Raw genomic sequence first — 17,556 nt, 5'->3', positions numbered from 1 at the left:
CTTGCTGGGGAGTGGGTGCATGGCGGTGGCCCAGATGGGAAACCCGGCCAACGGGCCGACGAAGATTCCGGATGCAGATCTGGATCCGGCTCGCAACCTTGCGCAGTCGCAGCTTGAGTCAGCACTGCATCAGCCGCTGCCGGAGCACTACATCTGGACGAAGGCGGACGTTTTGCCGGGGCGTGAAAACCTGGCGACCCCTGCGAGCAGGATGGGTGGCGAGGACCTTGGTCCGCACTATTTCCGGCGCGCATTCAACGTGGGCAGTCTCCCGGAGCACGCGACGTTGTATGTCGCCGGACCTCGCGAGGCGCGGATCTATGTGAATGGAAAGAAGGTTGGCGAGTTTGCTTTGAATCTCGATATCCCGATTGGGATTCGGGTGTATGCATGCGATGTAACAGGCGCGCTGCGGAGCGGAAAGAATGTCGTGGCGATTGAGGCGGAGAGAGGGCCGGATGCGACCAACCAGAATGAAGACTGGATCAGCCGGCAGCAGTCGTTTGGACGCGTTCTGGCCGCGATGATTGTGCCCGCCGCCCGCGGAGTGCAGGCGCCTCCGCTGGTAATGAGCGACGGGCGGTGGAAGGCGACACTGCAGGCTCAGCCCAAAGACTGGGAAATGCCGGAGTTTGATGATTCCGGCTGGAGCGCGGTCAACGACCTCGGAGGAATTGAGAGCTCGATCGATCTGTTTCAGGGCAATGCCGATGCCGGCATGTATGCATGGCCGGGCTATGACGGCATCTCTCCTTTTCTTGCGCACTACAACCTTCGCGCGGTGAAGGTGAGCCATGTGTACCGGGGCGTGGGAAAGATAGATGGCGCGCAAAGTCTCGGCGGAAATGCCACGAATACCGCGCTAACCGTTACGCTGCCGACGCAGGAGGTGCCGCTGCAGGATGCGCCCCAATTGTTGCTGGACTTTGGCCGCGAGGTGACCGGCCGGATCGAATTGCAATCGGCGTCGGATTCACCGGCGCAAGTTGTGGTGCAGTACGGAGAGTCAGAGGAGGAAGCGATCAAGCAGCCGTATCTTGGTGCGGATCCCATTTATCTTCCACCGCATGGAACGGCCTTTGGTCCGAAGAGTGCCTTTCGATACGCCGTGGTACGCTTTACCGGCGGGCGGGAAACGCGCTTTCGCTCGATACGGCTTGATGGCATTGCGTATCCGGTCAAATACCAGGGATCGTTCGAGTCCTCTGACGCAGAGTTAAACAAAATGTGGGCGATCGGCGCCTACACGGCGCACCTGTGTATGCAGGACGATATCTGGGACGCGCCTAAACGCGACCGTCGCCGCTGGATCGGAGACCTGGATGTCAGCGGCCGAACCATCGATGATGTATTCGGAGACCACTTCCTGATGGAAGACACGCTGAGCCGCCTGATTGGAGCGGCTCCGGTTGAACAGCATGTGAACGAGATTCCGGGTTACTCCGCTTTCTGGATTACGGCCGAGACGGAGTATTACCTGCATTTCGGGTCGATGAAGCAATTGGAAAGCGTGCACAGCCGCATGGTGCAGTTGCTGGATTACATGGCGAAGGATCTCAACCAGCAAAATCTCTTCTCCGACCTTTCGCATGCGTGGCCCTTTGTGGACTGGTCGCCGGGAATGAACGGCTATGATGCGCAGACGCGCATGGCAACGCAGTTTGAGTATTATGCGGCCTTCAAAGATGGGGCATACCTGCTGCACATCCTGCATGACAAGAACAACGCCAGCCGCATGGAGGCTAAGGCGCACGCATTGATGGCCGCGGCGCAGCACTCCATGCTGGATGCGCAGGGCTCGTTCGGCAGCCGATGGCAGCCGAATGCGTATGCGGTTTTGTCAGGAGTAGCCGGCAAGGATCAATATGCGGCGATATGGAAGAATGCTCTTGCTGACGTGGGACGCGAGGAATATCACCCGTACATCATTACCCCGTATTACAACTTCTACGTCGTGAGCGCGATGGCGAAGATGGGGCACCCGGATGTGGCGCTGCGATGGATTCGGAAGTATTGGGGAGGAATGGTTCAGGAAGGCGCTACCAGTTATTGGGAGGGCTACGATCCTACCTGGTATAAGGGGATGGACTTTCATGAATCACTGCAAGCGGACAACATGTCCGGCTTTGCGGTGAGCCTGGCACATGGATGGTCCAGCGGCGTTACACCCTGGCTGATGGCGCAGATGCTAGGGATTGAGCCGACCGCCGGTGGGTTCTCCAAGGTCAGCATTCGGCCGGATCTGATGGGGCTAAAGTGGGCGCGGGGCAGCGAGCCGACGCCGCATGGCTTGCTCAAGGTGTCGATTCGTAATAGTGACGGGTACGTAACGGCCATCGATCTTCCGGCGGGAGTGGAGGCACAGGTGGCAGTGCCGGTAGGGACGAACGGCGCGGGCCTGAAGGTGAACGGCAAGCCGATGCCCAGCATCGCTGCCGGCGGCGGACGCCGAATGGTGGAGCTGCGCGGAGAGGGACACTACGTGGTGACCGGCGCTAGTTGACAGGCGATCTATTGCCGGTGCTGGGCTGAAATTTGGCGGTGAAGGGACAGCTTCGCCAAAGGCAGGGGGTGTTCGAGTTGGCAAGCCGAGCGTGGAAGAAGGAACTACTCGAAGAGGGAAAGCCGCTTTTTCGCAGAAAGGGTATCTGTGAACTTGCGCCTGCTGGAGCAGACGAACAAGTCGCCGGGAACACTGCGCGAACGTACATCATCCCGGTACTGAGCAAGGCTCTTACGATTCTGGAATTGATCAAAGGGAGCGAGCGGCCGGTCAGCGCCCGCGAGATCCATGACTTGCTGGGATATCCGCAGGCTACGGTGTACCGGATTCTTCGAACGCTGCTCGTCCATGGAGTGATCGAGAAAGGATCGGGCATGATGCGCGCGCCAGCGGATCGCGGGCAACCGGCGACTGAGAGCCGTCACGGGACGGCGGATGACAAGCTGGGAGGGGCCAAACTGAAATGCTTCAAAGTGAAAAGGATCCGCACGACGCGGTACAGGGCGGGCAAGTGAGGCAGGCAGAATAGAGCAATTGCTGAGTAAATAATTGCGCTTGGCCATCGTGATCCGCGTGCGGAATGATGCCGCGCAGTATCAAATGCCGGGACCATACATCTGGAATCCTTGAGGCATCAGAGGTAAGGATTACAACGCCGCACGAAGAACACCGCCAACGGCGGCTCGTGCGCTGAGATTTGCCGCTAAGAACGCCCCGGCGGGGCGCGGCAAATCAGAACGAATATCCGAAGTCATTAGCTTTGAAGATCGGGAAGCCTCCGCCACGGCTCCGGCCAAAGACGGCTTCGGGAGAGATTCATGGTCAGCCTGCCCTGCGGTGCTGACCTCGCTTGGATTTATCGTGCGTCTCTGCCGCCTTCGACGCTTTAGCCCTGGTAACGTCCACGTCCGGATGCGGCAACTCCCATCCGGCCATGCCCTGCAATACGCGGTCAGCGTGCTTGATCGTGTTCACATGCCCATAGTGACTTTCAATCATGTGAACGGAAGCCCCCATTTGCTCGGCAAGGGAATACACGTCCACGCCTTCCTGCAATCGGAGCGTGGCATAGGTATGCCGGAAGCAATACGTCGATCTCGGAACGCCCTGCGTGCCTTCGCGCAAATTTGCCTCGTTCAGAAGGTCGGCAATCAGACTGGTGTAAAGAGATTTTGCGGGCTTGCCCGTGAAGTTGGTAAAGACTCTACCCTCCGGTCCTGTGGCTTTCGAGATGGCACGGATACGTTCTAAATAGTCGCCAACACTCTTAGGCGCAACCAGATTGCTCAATGAGTGCGTTGGGTCGTTCTCGCCAGTTGATAACGGCCGGTGGATTCCTCTCCGGAAGCCGGCTTACCGGGAGTGAACTCTCGACCACTTTGACGGTAAAGCACGTCGAGCGAACTTTAACGAGAAAAATTGCAACGAAACCTACTAGTAGGTAGTCTGATGAGACATGGACAACAATACCGCAGTCCGAATCCGTGAAACGGCACATGACCTGATTGCCGAAAGGGGATATTTTGGCTTTAGTTATGCAGATATTGCCAACGTGGTCGGCATCCGCAAAGCCAGTATTCATCATCACTTTCCCTCCAAGATCGATCTTGTGGTGGCAACACTGAAGCAATATCGGGCAAAACTTGCCGAGGCTGCGGGAGGTCTGGACCGCAACATGGCCGATCCGCTACAGCGCATTAAACTGTATCTCCAGTATTGGGCGGAGTGTGTCAAGAGCAACAATCGGCCGATCTGTATCGCGGCTTTGCTCAGTACGGAACTCCCGGCTCTGCCCGAGGAGATCCAGACCGAAGTACAGTTGCACTTTAAATATCTCGTCTCGTGGATCCGAGCCACCTTGAATGAAGGGAGCCGCCGCGGAGATATCCACCTGGAGCAGACTGCGGAAGTGGAGGCACAGAGCTTCGTGGCGCTGGTGCATGGAGCCATGATCTCCGCACGGGCCTTGGGTTCGCCGGCTGTCTTCACCTCAATTACTAAAGGCGCTCTGGAGCGCTTTCATCCTTCAAAATGAGGTATTGAACTTCAGCCTACAACTTCTTTCTCTCCATGTCTACCTACTAGTAGGTAATTACGTTTGAACGGGCTGTGCCCATAACCTGTCGATTCACTGAATCGCCGCTCCAAGGAGAATGACATGTCTTTTCTCATCGCCGCTTTCGTGTTGGGGGTCGCTTGTGGTCTGCGCGCTCTCGTGGGTCTTGCCGCAGTAAGCTGGGCAGCTAGCGGCCAGCACCTCCCACTTCAGGGAACCTGGGTCTCGTTTTTAGGTAATCGCATCACGTCCTACATCTCGAGCGTGCTGGCCATCGGAGAAATCATCAACGATAAGTTTCCCAAAACTCCCAGCCGCCTCGTTCCCCCGCAGTTCGGCGCCCGTATCGTTATTGGCGCTCTCACCGGTTCGGCCATTGGGCTCTCGCAGGGGAACCCTGTGATGGGCGCTCTGGTTGGCATTATCGGCAGCGTGGTTGGAACACTCGCCGGTGCCAAAGGCAGAGCTCTTGCTGCAAAGCTGTTCGGCCGCGATCTGCCCGCCGCCCTGCTTGAAGATGTTCTCGCTGTCGCTCTGGCTTTCGTGGCCATCGCAATGCTTCGCTAAAGCGACTCCGCAACGAGAAACGCGCCCACGGGAAGTGATGGATTGATTCTCTCTTGTGGGTGAAATGAGATGCCGCCGGTGAGGAGCCGGCGGCGGTTTCCTGGGAGGGAGTTGGCAGGCGCGCGGCTTACATCTCCGCAATGCTCACCCGCCACGAACCGAGGGCGCCCATAGCCATGATGTCAATTATTGCCAAATCGTCAAATCGCTCACCCACGACGAATTCTCCCGGAATTCCCGCCCGCCCGGCATCCTTCTTCTCATCGAGCCACCCAAACGGCCGGAAATACCCCCTCCCTTCGCTACCATAGAAGTAGGGCTCCAACTCGCTTCCGTCCCTCAGAAGATGTTCCTCCCCGCCAGTCCAGAGTGGCTTGCGGCGGCGAGCCGGCGGGCATCGTTCGAGTCGGCTTCACACCATCCAGCTTCGGTCTCCTCAAGCCATTCCAGGCCCATTCGCGCCCGAAAATGTGAATCTCTGTTCACAATATCCGCTGCACAGGTTATCTCCCGTAAGTCTTTATATTGCATAAGGATAGCTACTGATCCGCCACTGCTCTCCTGTAGGCCTCAAAAAAAACATGCAAAATGTGAATAGGCATTCACGTTGCACTCGGCGCAGGCGCAAGGCATTGAAAATAGGCCACTTGTAGTCGCATGCAAGCCCCTTGCAGGGCGCAATTCCGGAAAATATGTGAATTCGGATTCACATTCCGGTTTTGCGCCCCTTTGGGAGCCTCTCAGTGGCAGGGAACGGCGAGCACCGGGCAGTGGATCTGGTTGGCGATGCGGCGCAGCGTTCCGGCGAACTCGACCGTGTGGTCGTGCGGGCGCAGGCCCACCACCAGCAGGCCGGCCTGGGTCTCGCGCACGGCTTCGAGCACGCCTTCGGCCTCCCCCGCTTCGACCAGCAGGGTGTCAATCTCCATGCCGCTCTGCGCGGCCTTCTGCTTGACCTCGGCCTGCATGGCGCCGAGCTTCTCGCGGTGTTCACGGATCAGTTCGGCCGGGTAAGAAGGCTCCACGCTGCCGGCCAGCGCGATGTAACCGGGCAGCGGCTCAATCACAGAGACGAGGCTGGTGTCAGCCTTCAGCTCGCGGGCGAGCGCAATGCCGGTTTCGAGAGCTTTTTTCGATTCAGGGGAACCATCATAGGCGATGAGAATGCGCTGGAACATGGGCCGTTCTGCTCCTGGCGGCAAGGAGCCGCAAACTCCTATTGGAGTCGCCGCAGCGCACGATGGATTCGCGGACTTCGCGGCGGATGCGCCCGGCGGTCACGGCCAGCGCAGGCCCAGCTCAGCGCCAGCGCTGGTCAAGTGCAGTCCGGTCCAGCGCCAGCGCTGTCCAAGTGCAGTCCGGCTCCGCGCCAGCTCAGGCCCAGCTCCGGTCCCGTGCAGGTCCAGCGCAGGCCCAGCGCCGCAGACCGGCTCGGCTACTCTTCGGCCAGCCGCAGAATGCGCTCCGTAAACTCGGCGATCAGTGCTTCCACCTCGGGGCGATAGCGTGCGCTCTGGCCGGCCGCATGGCCATTCCGCGCGGCAGCATGGTGGCCGTTGCGGGCCGCGGCGGCGTGGGCCTTCGCGGGTGCGGCCGGGGCGCAGGGCTGCGCTTTTGGTTCCGCGCTCAGGCGGGCGTCGGGCAGGCCCCAGCGCTGCTTGAGCGCCAGAATCTCCTGAATCTTGGCCGCCGGAATCTCCTCCAGGTTGGGCTGGAGTTGCCGCGCGATCATGACCGTCTTGCAATAGGTCTCAATGACCTCGGTGTACCACTCGGCATGGGTGACGGTGTCGGCCCAGCAGACGATGCCGTGGTGCGCCAGCAGAATGGTGTTGTGGTTGCGCACGTAGGGCAGCACGGTGGCGGCAAAGGCCGGGGTGCCGGGGGTTTCATAGGGCGCGAGCGCCACGGGGCCAATGAAGATCTCCTGCTCCGACAGCAGATTGCCCGGCGGCACCACGCCAGCCAGCGCATGAGCTGTGGCATAGGGCGGGTGGCAATGGATGACGGCCCTGGCCTCGGGCACGGCCTTGTAGATTTCCAGGTGCAGCAGAATTTCGCTCGTCTGCGGACGGCAGCCGCACAACAGCTTGTTGTCCAGATCAACCAGGCAGAGCTCATCGGCGCGCAGGTCGCCCTTGCTCATCATGGTCGGGGTGCAGAGAATCATGTCGCCCGGCAGCCGCACGGAGATGTTGCCGCCGTTGCCGTCCACATACTGGCGCTCCCACAGCTTGCGGCCCGCGCGCACCACTTCTTCTTTGAGCGCGGCCGTCTCGGGGGCATGAAACAGATCGTCAAAGCCGCCCGGGGCACCCTGCGCGTGGCCAGCCGCCAGGCAGCGCTCGATGGTCTCGCGCAACAGGTCTGCGATGTGTTCAGACTGCGATTTCTGCATGACTACTTCCATGGTACCCAAGGGCCACCCCCGCACCAGTCTATGCGGTCACCGTGGAATGTGTGATGAATGCATATGGGGAGCCGCAAAATTTTCTGCGGGAGTGTGCCGTATGCTCCCCGCCCGCAGGCCCATCCTTTCCTGAAACGGCTGGCAAAGGACGGGCGCAGCGGGGGAAGATTACGCGGGCAGGGCCGAGGCAATCTCGTCGAGGGATGCGCCGAAGGCCGCGCGCGCAATGGCGTCGAGCCTGGCCTTGTCACCCTCAAAGTGCAGGGTGCGGTGCGTGTGCTCAATGGTGGCTCCGGGGGCGAGCGCCGCGGCCGGAGACGAGGACTCCAGCTCATAGAACGCGCCGAGTTGAGTGCCATCGGGACGCGGACCATCGTTGTAGCAATTGGCCACGTCGCCGGCGTAGGGGTGCTCCTGCAGTTGCCACTCGGAGTTGACGTAACCGGCATCGGGCGCATTGACGCTGTGCTCCACCATGGTGAGCACGTTGTGCTCGGCATCATAGCTGCCCAGGCGGCCGGTGACGCGGTGAGGATTGACGCCAATCTTGCTGCGGTAGCCGCTGTCGCCCTTGAAGCAGGCATAGCCGTCAAAGACGCGCAGGCGCTGCTCATCGAGCGGCGCAAAGTAGTTGGTGTTGATGGGCGTGCCCAGCTTGTCTTCCGGGCCCGCGTGGAAGGGGATCACAATGGTCGCGCTGGGCGAGGCATTGAACTGGCCGATGATCCAGAGCGAGAGCAGGCCGCCCTCGCGCGTCCAGGGCTGGGTGCCAAGATTGGTGAGCACGTTGTGCGACTCAAAGGCGACAGTGGAGACGCCCTGCAGCAGCTCGGCAGGCAGCGTGGAGCTGGCCTGATGCGCAGGCAGCACGCGCACGACGCGGTTGAGGCCGATCTCAAACTCGGCGCCGGAGTAGTTCACCTGGCGGAACTTCTTGGTGAGCCGCACATGCGAGGCCGACTGCTCGGCCACTTCAAAGGGCTCAATGTCAAGCGGCGCGGGCACATACCAGTTGTCCAGATCAAATGAGGTGCCGGGCGCGAAGTAGATGGCATACTGGCCGCCCTCGGGGCCGAGCCAGATGCGGTCTTCGCCGCCGTAAGGGTTGAAGTGTTCGAGATGCTTTTTTGAGGCGATGAGGTCGTGGTTCACCCATCCATAGCTGCGGCCCTGCGTGCCGCGAGCCGTGCTGGTGAGCACGCGGCCCTGCAGCGTGGGGCATACGGCGACCAAAGCCTGATCGTTTTCGTTCTGCAACACCAGCAGCGGTGTAACCGCTTGCACGGCGTCAACGGTTTGTCCAAAATTCAATTCTTTTTCTCCGGCAATTTCAGCGGACATGAAGATCGTTCCTCGGGAGGGGACTTGAAAACTTGCCCTAACAGAGTAACGGATAGGAGATACGTTCGGCTTGCCGGAGGGAAGATAAAAATCCGCCTGCCGTGAAAAATGTGGCAGGCGGAGGAATGGAGTAAAGCGGTTTTTTAGAGCATCAGGCGGATTTTGCCTTTTTCACGGCCTCGGTGAGCGCGGGCACCACCTCAAAGAGGTCGCCCACGATGCCATAGTCGGCCACCTCAAAAATGGGGGCATTTTCGTCCTTGTTGATGGCAATGATGGCCTTGGAGCCCTTCATGCCGACCAGGTGCTGAATCGCGCCCGAGATGCCGACGGCCAGGTAAAGCTTGGGCGCGACGGTCTGGCCCGAGCTGCCGACCTGCCGCTCCATGGGCAGCCAGCCGTTGTCGCAGATGGGGCGCGAAGCGGCCAGCTCCGCGCCGAGAGCATCGGCAAGCGCTTGTACGAGCGGAATGTTGTCCTGCTCCTTGATGCCGCGGCCCACCGAGACGATCACCGGGGCGGAGCCGAGATCGACGGTCTGCGTGGACTCGCGGAAGGGCTCGCCGGGCTGGGTGCGAATCTGCGCCGCGTCGAGCGTAAGGGCGAAGGGTTCCATGGCCGCGGGTGCGGGCGCGGCGGACTCTTCCGCACGGAAAGCGCCGGCCTGCACGGAGACAAAGCCGGGGCCACCGCCGGTCTTGCGGTAGTCGGCATTGAGCTTGCCTTGCATGAGTTGCCGGACGAAGACGGGCGTGCCGCCGTCGCCGCGCAGCGCGATCACGTCAGGAATGAGCACCTGCCCGAAGCGCGTGGCCAGGCGCGGCGCGAAGTCGCGCACCTGATAGGTGTGCGGAAAGACGACGAAATCGGGCTGATGCTGACGAATGAGCTGCTCAAGCGCCAGCACGTAGCCGTCTGCCGTGTAATGCGCAAGCTGCGGGCTTTCGAGCGTGTGCAGTTTGGCTCCGCCATGGCTGGCGGCCTCGGGCGTGAGGGCGCTGAGATCACTGCCGAGAGCGGCGGTGTAGACGTTGCCGCCGGTGATGGCGGCGAGCTGTTGCCCGGCGGCCATAGCCTCCCATGACATGCGCGCCCACGCGCCGTTGCGATGTTCCAGAACGACCAGAATTCCGCTCATATCACTCGCACCTCATACTTCAGTTTTTCGACCAGTTGCGCCGCGGCTTCGGCAGGCGAACCCTTGAGCAACTGTGTCTGTTTCTTTTTCTCGGGCAGGTAAACGCGGTCAATCGCGACGGCCGGGGCGCTGGTTGCGCCCAGTTCAGCGGGAGTGAGCTTTTTCACTTCCTTGGTCTTCGCCTTTTTGATGCCCATGAGCGTGGCATAGCGCAGGCGATGGATGCCCGACTGAATGGTGAGCAGCGCGGGCAGCGGCATCTGGATGTGCTGGAACCATCCGTCTTCAAGCTCGCGCTTGACCTTGATGGAAGCGCCCTCCACCTCAACGTGCATGATGATGGTGGAGTGCGGAATGTTCAGGACTTCGGCCATGACGACGCCGGTCTGGCCGAGGCCGAGATCGTCTGACTGCAGGCCGGTGAGGATGAGGTCAGGGCTCTCAGTCTTGACGGCTTCGGCAAGCCGCTGCGCGACGCCCAGGGTGTCGAGCGTGCCGAGATCGTCGCACTCAATGTGAATGGCGCGATCCGCGCCCTTGGCCAGCGCCTCACGAATGATGGAGCCGGCGCGGTCCGGGCCGGCGCAGAGCGCGATGACCTCAGCGCCGTGCTGATCCTTGAGTTGCAACGCCTCTTCGAGCGCGTAGGCATCGGGCTCGTTGATCTCGTATTCGAGATCCGACTCCTCGATCCATTTGCCGTCGGGGCCGATGCGGACGTTGGTATCACGCACCGGCACCTGTTTGATGGCGACTACGATTTTCATGCTTGCGGACTCCTTCGGGGGCTTGAACCCCACTCTTTTGTGGTCATTCCCGGACGGGCCGAAGCTCGTCCTCCTCATGGCTGTTTGAGCTCGATCGTCTTTTGCTCAGAGGCTAAAGCCCCACTTCTGATTCGCGCTATTTCGGCACGGCTGAAGCCGTGCCCTGATACAGAATTTGTTCCATCGGAGACAGAAACCTCTTAGCTTGATGCGGAACTCTCCTGCGCATTGGATGAGTTTTGGAGCGAGCGGGCAGCGATCTGCGCAATGTCCAGCAGTTCGGGCGGTGCGTCGCTGGTGGCGGCGAGCGCATCGCGCACCATGGTGTTGCAGAAGGGGCAGGCCGCGCCGACAATCTGCGCTCCGGTGGCGGTGAGTTCCTTCGCTCGATTGTGGCTCACGCGGTCGCCCTGCTCTTCGCCGAGGAAGACGAGTCCGCCGCCGGCGCCGCAGCAAAAGCTGCGCTCATGGCTGCGCGGCGGGTCAATCACCGTGCCGGAGCGGGCGAGCACTTCGCGCGGCTGGTCGTAGCTGCCGCGATAGCGGCCCAGGTAGCAGGGGTCGTGATAGACGATGGTTTTGCCGGAATCCGCTTTGGGCAGCGCGTTTTGATGGCGGGCCATGAACTCACTGTGATGCTCAATCTCCGCGGTGACGCCGCCAAACTCCTGCCAGTCTTTGGCCATGGTGCGCACGCAGTGCGGGCAGATGGTGACGATCTTTTTCACCTTGTTTTGCGCGAGGTTTTCGATGTTCTGCTCGGCGAGCGTCTGAAAGAGCAGGTCGTTGCCGAGACGGCGGACGGGGTCGCCGGTGCAGCGCTCCTTTTTGAGCACGCCAAAAGTTGTTCCGAGATGACGCATGACCTGTGCGAAGGACGTGATGATTTCGCGGCCCTTGGGGTCATACGCGCCCATGCAGCCGAGCCACAGGCAATACTCCTGCGTGCCGTCGAAGATGGGCAGCTCGGCGTGCTGGATGAACTTGTCGCGTTCGCTCGCGCTCATGCCCAGCGTGTTGCCGTTGCGCTCGAGGGTGTGAAAGAGCTTGGCGCCGTAATCGTCCTCCCACACGCCGGTGTTGACGGTGCCGCGGCGCATGCCGATGATGAGCGGCAGATGCTCGATGCCGACCGGGCACTGGTATTCGCAGGCGCCGCAGGTGGTGCATTGAAAGATGGAATGGAGCGTCTCATATTTGCCATCGACGATCGGTTCTTCGCTGGCCGGGCCCTGCGTGTTGAGATAGCTGCGCAGCCCGAGCACGATCTGCTTCGGGTTCAGCTCTTTGCCGGTGTTGTTGGCCGGGCAGTGCTCGGTGCAGCGGCCGCACTCCACGCAGGAGTAGGCTTGCAGCGCCGCGAGCTTCGTTACGTCTTTGCCGGTGACGAGGCCGAAGTCTTCATCGCCGACCAGCGGCGGAATGCGGCTGAACTCGCCGCGCGAAAGAAAGACCGTCGCCGGGCTGAGGATCAGGTGCAGGTGCTTGGTGTGCGGAATCAGCGGCAGAAACGCAAGAATGGTGAGCGCATGCACCCACCACAGCGCGACGGCCGCCGTGGATCCGGCCGGAGTGAAAAAGGCCGCGAGGTAGGTGGCCATGAGCAGGAAGATGAGGCCCGCGATGACGCCCGATTCATACGATAGCTTGCTGCCAAAGTAGCGTGGCCGCAGAAAGAAGCGGCGGATGAAGAGCCAGGTGATTCCCACGGCGACGAGCAGCGCGAAGAGGGCGGCGAAGTAAAGGTAGAAGCCGCCGATAACGCCGTGTGCCGAGAGAAAGCCAAGGTTATAGCCTGAGGCGAAGTGGTTGAGCGAGACGAGCGCGAAGGCGAGAAATCCCCAGAAGACAAAGGCATGCGCGAGGCCCGGGATGGGCCGTTCCTGGATGACTTTGCCCTGGCAAAGAACCTCCCACACAAAGTCGCGGACGCGCTTGCCGATGGGGTGCAGGGAGAAGTCCGCGTCGGGCTTGGCGGCGCGCAGCACCGTGACCACCTTGCCGAAGCGCGCCCAGAAGAGCGCGGCCGAGGCCACGATGAGCACCGACAGCACAGCCATGGAGAGGGCAGAGAAGTGGGCCGGTTCCGCGTAGACAGGGAGCGCGGCTGCGAGAACGGGAACGAATGGGACAGGAGGATGAATGGGCACAGCCATGCGCGGACTTGCAAACCTTCCTGTGCCGGAGGCACTTCACTGTTTATCACGAGTGACGGGCGTTTGCGAAGTGGGCTGGGGCGTGGAGAATGTGCGGCTTCGACGCGAAGAGCGAGGTACTGGACTGGATGAGCCGTTCCAATAGACAGGCAAATGAACTCGCAGAGCGAGCCGCTTACACGCCTTCGAGGATGTGGCCCATCTTCTCCTGCTTGACCTTGAGGTAGCGCTCGAAGGTTTCTTCGGCGGGCACCTCGGCCGAGACGCGCTCGACGACGCGGATGCCTGCCGTTTCCATGGCCTGCACCTTTTCAGGATTGTTGGTGATGAGGCGCACGGCCTCGACCTCAAGCAGTTGCAGTACGGCGGCAGGCAGCTCAAATTCGCGGCAGTCGGCCTTGAAGCCGAGCTCGACGTTGGCTTCCACGGTGTCGAGGCCCTGGTCCTGCAACTCATAGGCTTTGAGTTTCGCCATCAGGCCGATGCCGCGGCCCTCCTGCTGCTCATAGAGCAGAATGCCGGCGCCAGCCTCGGTGATTTTGCGCAGGGCAAGCTCGAGTTGCAGGCGGCAGTCGCAGCGCAGCGAGTGGAAGACGTCTCCGGTGAGGCATTGGGAGTGAATGCGCACGAGCGGCGGCGCGGAGTGGATGTCGCCCATGACCAGCGCGACCGCTCCTTCCACCTTCCGGTCAGGCACGGGCGTACCGTCCTGGCAGGGCACAGGATTTTCGACGACGCCCTCAAAGCCGAGAATGCGGAAGTGTCCCCAGCGAGTGGGGAAGTCGGCGTCGGCCACCTTACGAACGCTGGAAAATGGCATACTTTCCATTCTATATGGAACGAAAGATTGTTCGTGGTGGAGCGGTCAGGGATGAAGCGGCCAGGGATGGAACGGCCAGCGTCAAACCGCTGCGAGTAAAGTAAGAGCGTGGTCGAGCCCAAACTCATATGGATTACGCTGCTCGTCAAGCTGGGCGTGGCGGCGGCCGTGTCAAGCGCGCTGGCGCGTTCGCGCGCCTTTGTGGATCTGCTGTTTGCCGAGCGGCGCACGACGGCGCAGACGCTGGGCCTGCTGGCGTTCATCTGCGTGCCGCTGAGCCTGGGCGTGTGGGTTCGTTTTAACGTGGCCAATTTTTATGCCGCGGATATTTCCTTTGAGACCTGCATTCTGCTGGGCATCCTGCTGGGGCCGGCCGCGGCGACGGCGGGCGCGTGTCTGCTGGCGTTGCCGGCGGTGCTGCATCATGAATTTCTGGCGCTGCCATTTGACGTGGGCGTGGCGCTGATTGCCGGTGTCTTCAGTTGGTTTGTAGAGAAGGACGAGATCTGGTCGTTCTCGCCGTTCATTGATCTGAGCATTTACCAGTGGGTGCGGCGCAACCTGCGCAAGCCGCGCTTTGACCGGCAGATTCTGCTGATGATGCTGATCATTGCCCTGCAGGTGATCCACTGGTGGTTGGCCATGCGCTATCCGCATGAGCTGTTCGCCCTGCCGGAACCGAGCTGGTACATCACGATCGCGGTGTGGGCGTGCGCAACGATGGTCGTGGGCATTCCGCTGAAGATATGGAATGCGGTGCGCATTGAGCAGTCGCTCAAGGAGCAGAAGCGGCTGCTGCTGGAGGCGCGGCTTGACGCGCTGCAGCGGCAGATCAATCCTCACTTTCTGTTCAACACACTGAACTCGATTGGCTCACTGGTGCGGCGCGACCCGGACCAGGCGCGCGAGATGATTGTGAAGCTCGCCAACATTTTGCGGGCGCTGCTCAAGGATCATGATTCGTTTGTCGCGTTTCGCGAGGAACTGCGCTTCACCGAGGATTATCTGGGTATCGAGGTGGTGCGTTTCGGCACGGACAAGCTGCGCGTAGTCAAGGAAATTGATGCGCGCACGCTGGAGCTGCCCGTGCCGAGCATGCTGCTGCAGCCGCTGGTGGAGAACAGTATCAAGCATGGGCTGGAGCCGCGCATTCATGGCGGCACGGTCACGCTGCGCAGCCGCCTGGAGGGCGACCGCTTCATTCTCGAAGTGGAAGACGATGGCGTGGGCGTGGCAGCGAGCAGTCAGCGGCCGGCCGGTATGCGTACCGGCAATGGCGTGGGCATGCGCAATGTGCGCGAGCGGCTGGAAGTGCTGTTTGGCGGCGCGGCCCACTTCAACGTGGTGAGCCGGCCGGGGCGCGGCACGCGCGTCATCATGGAGATGCCGGTGGACAGCGAGCCGGGCAGCCTGCCCGATCAGCTACGAGCCGCAGGTTTGCCGGCGCGCTCGAGCACGTCGTCGTAAAACTTCTCATACAGCGGAATGATCTTATGCGCGCAGAAGCGTGTTTGCGCGGTCTGGCGCGCGGCCGTGGCCATGGCGTCGAGCCGGGCCGGGCTTTCGAGCAGATCGAGCGCGCCTTTGGCCATCGACTCCACATCGCCGACCTCGTAGAGCAGCCCGTTGATGCCGTGGTCAATCAGCTCAGGGATGCCGCCCACGTTGGTGGCGATAGCGGGTACGCGGCAGGCCATGGCTTCCAGTGAAGCCAGGCCAAAGGATTCGAGCTCGCTCGGCATCAGCATCAGGTCGGCCAGGGGCAGCAGTTCGCTCACGCTGTTCTGCTTGCCGAGGAAGTGGACGCGGTCCTGAATCTTGTGACGCTTGGCCAGCCACTCGACCACCGAGCGGTCAGGGCCGTCGCCGATCAGCAGCAGGTGCGCGGGCGTGTGTTTAACGATCTCGGCAAAGATCAGCACGGCGTCAGGCGCGCGCTTGACCGGGCGGAAATTCGACAGATGCACCAGCAGCGGCTCGTTCGCCGGGGCAAAGCGGGCGCGGGCGGCTTCGCGTACCTCGGGCTTGAGCGGCTCGTAGACATCGCAGTTGACGAAGTTGGGGATCACGGCGATCTCGGCCTGCACGCGGAACTCCTCGAGGGTGCGGCGCTTGAGGTACTCCGAGATGGCGGTGACGCCGTCGCTCTCTTCAATGCCGAAGCGAGTGATGGGCAGGTAGGACTGGTCCGCGCCCACCAGCGTAATGTCAGTGCCGTGCAGCGTGGTCACGATGGGGATATGCAGGCCGCGCTTGGCGAGCATTTCGCGGGCCAGAAAGGCCGAGATGGCATGCGGAATGGCGTAGTGGACGTGCAGCAGGTCGAGCTTGTAGTAGTCGGCCACGTCGCACATGCGCGAGGCCAGCGCCAGCGAGTAGGGCGGAAAGTCAAAGAGCGGATAGTTTGAGACCGGCACCTCGTGATAAAAGATGCCCTCTTCGCGCCCGGTGAGTCGAAAGGGCTGCGAATAGGTGATGAAGTGGACTTCGTGCCCGCTGGCGGCCAGCTCGATGCCGAGTTCGGTGGCGACGACGCCGCTGCCGCCGTAGGTGGGATAGCAGGTAATGCCGATCTTCATAGGGTCTCGCTCGTTGTTTGGTTGGACGCGGCCTGAGGGCAGTCCGATGCAAAAGTCCGGAGCCGGCTCATGGCCGCGCTCCGGTGAGATGGCCGAAGGAAATGCGCTCGATGCCGGGAAAATCGGGGACGGTGATGAGCAGGGCCTGGTGCTCGATAGCACGGGAAGCGCGGAGGCGGGTGCGCACCGAGGCCAGTGCGGTGTCTTCATACCCGGGATGGCAGACCAGCTCCCAGGTACCCGGGGGCATGGCGGTGAGCAGCCGGTGCAGGATCGGCGCGTCGAGCACGCCGGTGGCCAGCACGCCGATGGCTCCGTCGGTCGTGGCGAGGCCAGCCTGCCGCACCAGCCGCGTGAAGGTCTCGTGATTGCGGTTGAGAATGCCGATCTGGACGCGGCGCACGGTGGAGGCGCCGGGCGTGACGGCGATGGCCCACGAGGGCTCAAAGGGATTGCGAATGGCACGGATGCCGCAGCGCATCGCTGCGCGCAGCAAAGGGCGCAGCACGGCAGGGAAGAGGTGCGTGTGTTTGTGTGTGTCCACGTGGGTGACGCGTACGCCCGCCTGATGGAGGCGCTGAATCTGGGCGACGGCCTCGGCCTCGATGTGTTCGGAGGCAATGCGGCCCAGGTAAAGATCACGCGCAAACTGGCCAAGCGTGGGGCGAAGCTGGCCCTGGGGGCTGGCCAGCGTGGGAATCGCTTCGGGCGGGGCGGCGGATTGGCCGTCCAGCAAAACCACATGGCAGCCGACGCCAAGCTCAGCGGCGGAAGCGGACTCCGCGACAGCCTGCGAAAACGCCTCGCCGGTGGCCATGAGGGTCGCCGAGGTCAGCACCCCGGTCTGTGCCAGCTCCAGGATGGAGCGGTTGACACCCGGAGTGAGGCCAAAATCGTCAGCATTGAGAATGAGGCGGCGCACGCCAGCCGAGTCTATCAGGTTGCGCGGCATGAGATGGAGAGTGCGACCATCGCCTGGGAGCCGCCGGGTGAGCGGACTCGAAAGTAACAATCCAAAGTGGGATACAAAAGCTGCCCGGCAATCGCTAGGATGCAACCACGGTTTTAAACTTTTGTGCTTGCATTCCTTTTTCCCTTGATCTGCGTTGTTCTGCTGCTGAACCTGGCTTTGTTGGGCTGGCTGCTGCTGCGTTATTACTTTTTCTGCCGCAGCGAGCGGCTTCAGCCTCCAATCCTGCCGGTGTCCCGGATCGCGCCT

15 protein-coding genes are annotated in these 17,556 nt (G+C 61.6%); 5 read left to right on the top strand and 10 right to left on the bottom strand.

Annotated features, from left to right (window positions below):
• Nucleotides 1-19: 19 nt before the first annotated feature.
• Both ACP_RS03720 and ACP_RS18790 read left to right on the top strand, forming a co-directional pair.
• Nucleotides 20-2,503: an alpha-L-rhamnosidase-related protein gene (locus ACP_RS03720; RefSeq protein ID WP_015895944.1), complete on the top strand. Its 2,484-nt coding sequence runs from the start codon at nucleotides 20-22 to the stop codon at nucleotides 2,501-2,503.
• Nucleotides 2,504-2,541: 38 nt separating this feature from the next.
• Nucleotides 2,542-3,018, top strand: a complete 477-nt coding sequence (locus tag ACP_RS18790; protein ID WP_169305906.1) for a helix-turn-helix domain-containing protein — start codon at nucleotides 2,542-2,544, stop codon at nucleotides 3,016-3,018.
• Nucleotides 3,019-3,325: 307 nt separating this feature from the next.
• Here the strand turns inward: ACP_RS18790 and ACP_RS03710 are convergent, their stop codons facing one another.
• A complete protein-coding gene (locus ACP_RS03710) occupies nucleotides 3,326-3,793 on the bottom strand; it encodes a site-specific integrase (RefSeq protein ID WP_015895942.1) in 468 nt (155 codons plus the stop codon).
• A gap of 166 nt (nucleotides 3,794-3,959) precedes the next feature.
• On the opposite strand from ACP_RS03710, the gene ACP_RS03705 reads away from it, so the two are divergent.
• Nucleotides 3,960-4,538: a TetR/AcrR family transcriptional regulator gene (locus ACP_RS03705; protein WP_015895941.1), complete on the top strand. Its 579-nt coding sequence runs from the start codon at nucleotides 3,960-3,962 to the stop codon at nucleotides 4,536-4,538.
• A 123-nt stretch (nucleotides 4,539-4,661) separates the two neighbouring features.
• Nucleotides 4,662-5,126, top strand: coding sequence for a DUF4126 family protein (locus ACP_RS03700; protein ID WP_015895940.1), 465 nt, complete (start codon nucleotides 4,662-4,664; stop codon nucleotides 5,124-5,126).
• A gap of 740 nt (nucleotides 5,127-5,866) precedes the next feature.
• Here the strand turns inward: ACP_RS03700 and ACP_RS03685 are convergent.
• The 7 genes from ACP_RS03685 to ribA form a co-directional block, all read right to left on the bottom strand.
• Nucleotides 5,867-6,304: a universal stress protein gene (locus tag ACP_RS03685; protein ID WP_015895939.1), complete on the bottom strand. Its 438-nt coding sequence runs from the start codon at nucleotides 6,302-6,304 to the stop codon at nucleotides 5,867-5,869.
• 257 nt (nucleotides 6,305-6,561) lie between these two features.
• A complete protein-coding gene (locus ACP_RS03680; protein WP_202944486.1) occupies nucleotides 6,562-7,524 on the bottom strand; it encodes a class II aldolase/adducin family protein in 963 nt (320 codons plus the stop codon).
• Nucleotides 7,525-7,704: 180 nt separating this feature from the next.
• Complete coding sequence (locus ACP_RS03675) at nucleotides 7,705-8,877, bottom strand: DUF6786 family protein (protein ID WP_015895937.1); 1,173 nt, start codon at nucleotides 8,875-8,877, stop codon at nucleotides 7,705-7,707.
• 151 nt (nucleotides 8,878-9,028) lie between these two features.
• Nucleotides 9,029-10,015 (bottom strand): electron transfer flavoprotein subunit alpha/FixB family protein, encoded by a 987-nt coding sequence (locus ACP_RS03670; RefSeq protein WP_015895936.1) that lies wholly within the window; start codon nucleotides 10,013-10,015, stop codon nucleotides 9,029-9,031.
• Nucleotides 10,012-10,782, bottom strand: coding sequence for an electron transfer flavoprotein subunit beta/FixA family protein (locus ACP_RS03665; RefSeq protein WP_015895935.1), 771 nt, complete (start codon nucleotides 10,780-10,782; stop codon nucleotides 10,012-10,014). Before ACP_RS03665 ends, ACP_RS03670 begins: the two co-directional genes overlap by 4 nt.
• Before the next feature lie 200 nt (nucleotides 10,783-10,982).
• A complete protein-coding gene (locus tag ACP_RS03660; protein ID WP_015895934.1) occupies nucleotides 10,983-12,938 on the bottom strand; it encodes a heterodisulfide reductase-related iron-sulfur binding cluster in 1,956 nt (651 codons plus the stop codon).
• Nucleotides 12,939-13,113: 175 nt separating this feature from the next.
• On the bottom strand, nucleotides 13,114-13,758 hold the full coding sequence (ribA, locus tag ACP_RS03655) for a GTP cyclohydrolase II (protein ID WP_015895933.1): 645 nt from the start codon (nucleotides 13,756-13,758) through the stop codon (nucleotides 13,114-13,116).
• Nucleotides 13,759-13,866: 108 nt separating this feature from the next.
• Between ribA and ACP_RS03650 the strand changes: the two genes are divergently transcribed.
• Nucleotides 13,867-15,225 (top strand): sensor histidine kinase, encoded by a 1,359-nt coding sequence (locus tag ACP_RS03650; protein ID WP_041839247.1) that lies wholly within the window; start codon nucleotides 13,867-13,869, stop codon nucleotides 15,223-15,225.
• Here ACP_RS03650 and bshA read toward each other — a convergent pair.
• Entirely contained in the window at nucleotides 15,177-16,337 is a 1,161-nt protein-coding gene (gene bshA, locus ACP_RS03645; RefSeq protein WP_015895931.1) for an N-acetyl-alpha-D-glucosaminyl L-malate synthase BshA, read from the bottom strand. The genes ACP_RS03650 and bshA overlap by 49 nt on opposite strands.
• A gap of 67 nt (nucleotides 16,338-16,404) precedes the next feature.
• Nucleotides 16,405-17,259, bottom strand: a complete 855-nt coding sequence (locus tag ACP_RS03640) for a ChbG/HpnK family deacetylase (RefSeq protein WP_041839887.1) — start codon at nucleotides 17,257-17,259, stop codon at nucleotides 16,405-16,407.
• Nucleotides 17,260-17,556 lie beyond the last annotated feature (297 nt).

The sequence above is a fragment of the Acidobacterium capsulatum ATCC 51196 genome (genome assembly GCF_000022565.1).
GTDB classification, from domain to species: Bacteria; Acidobacteriota; Terriglobia; order Terriglobales; family Acidobacteriaceae; genus Acidobacterium; species Acidobacterium capsulatum.
This window is presented reverse-complemented; position numbering and strand designations above follow the sequence as displayed.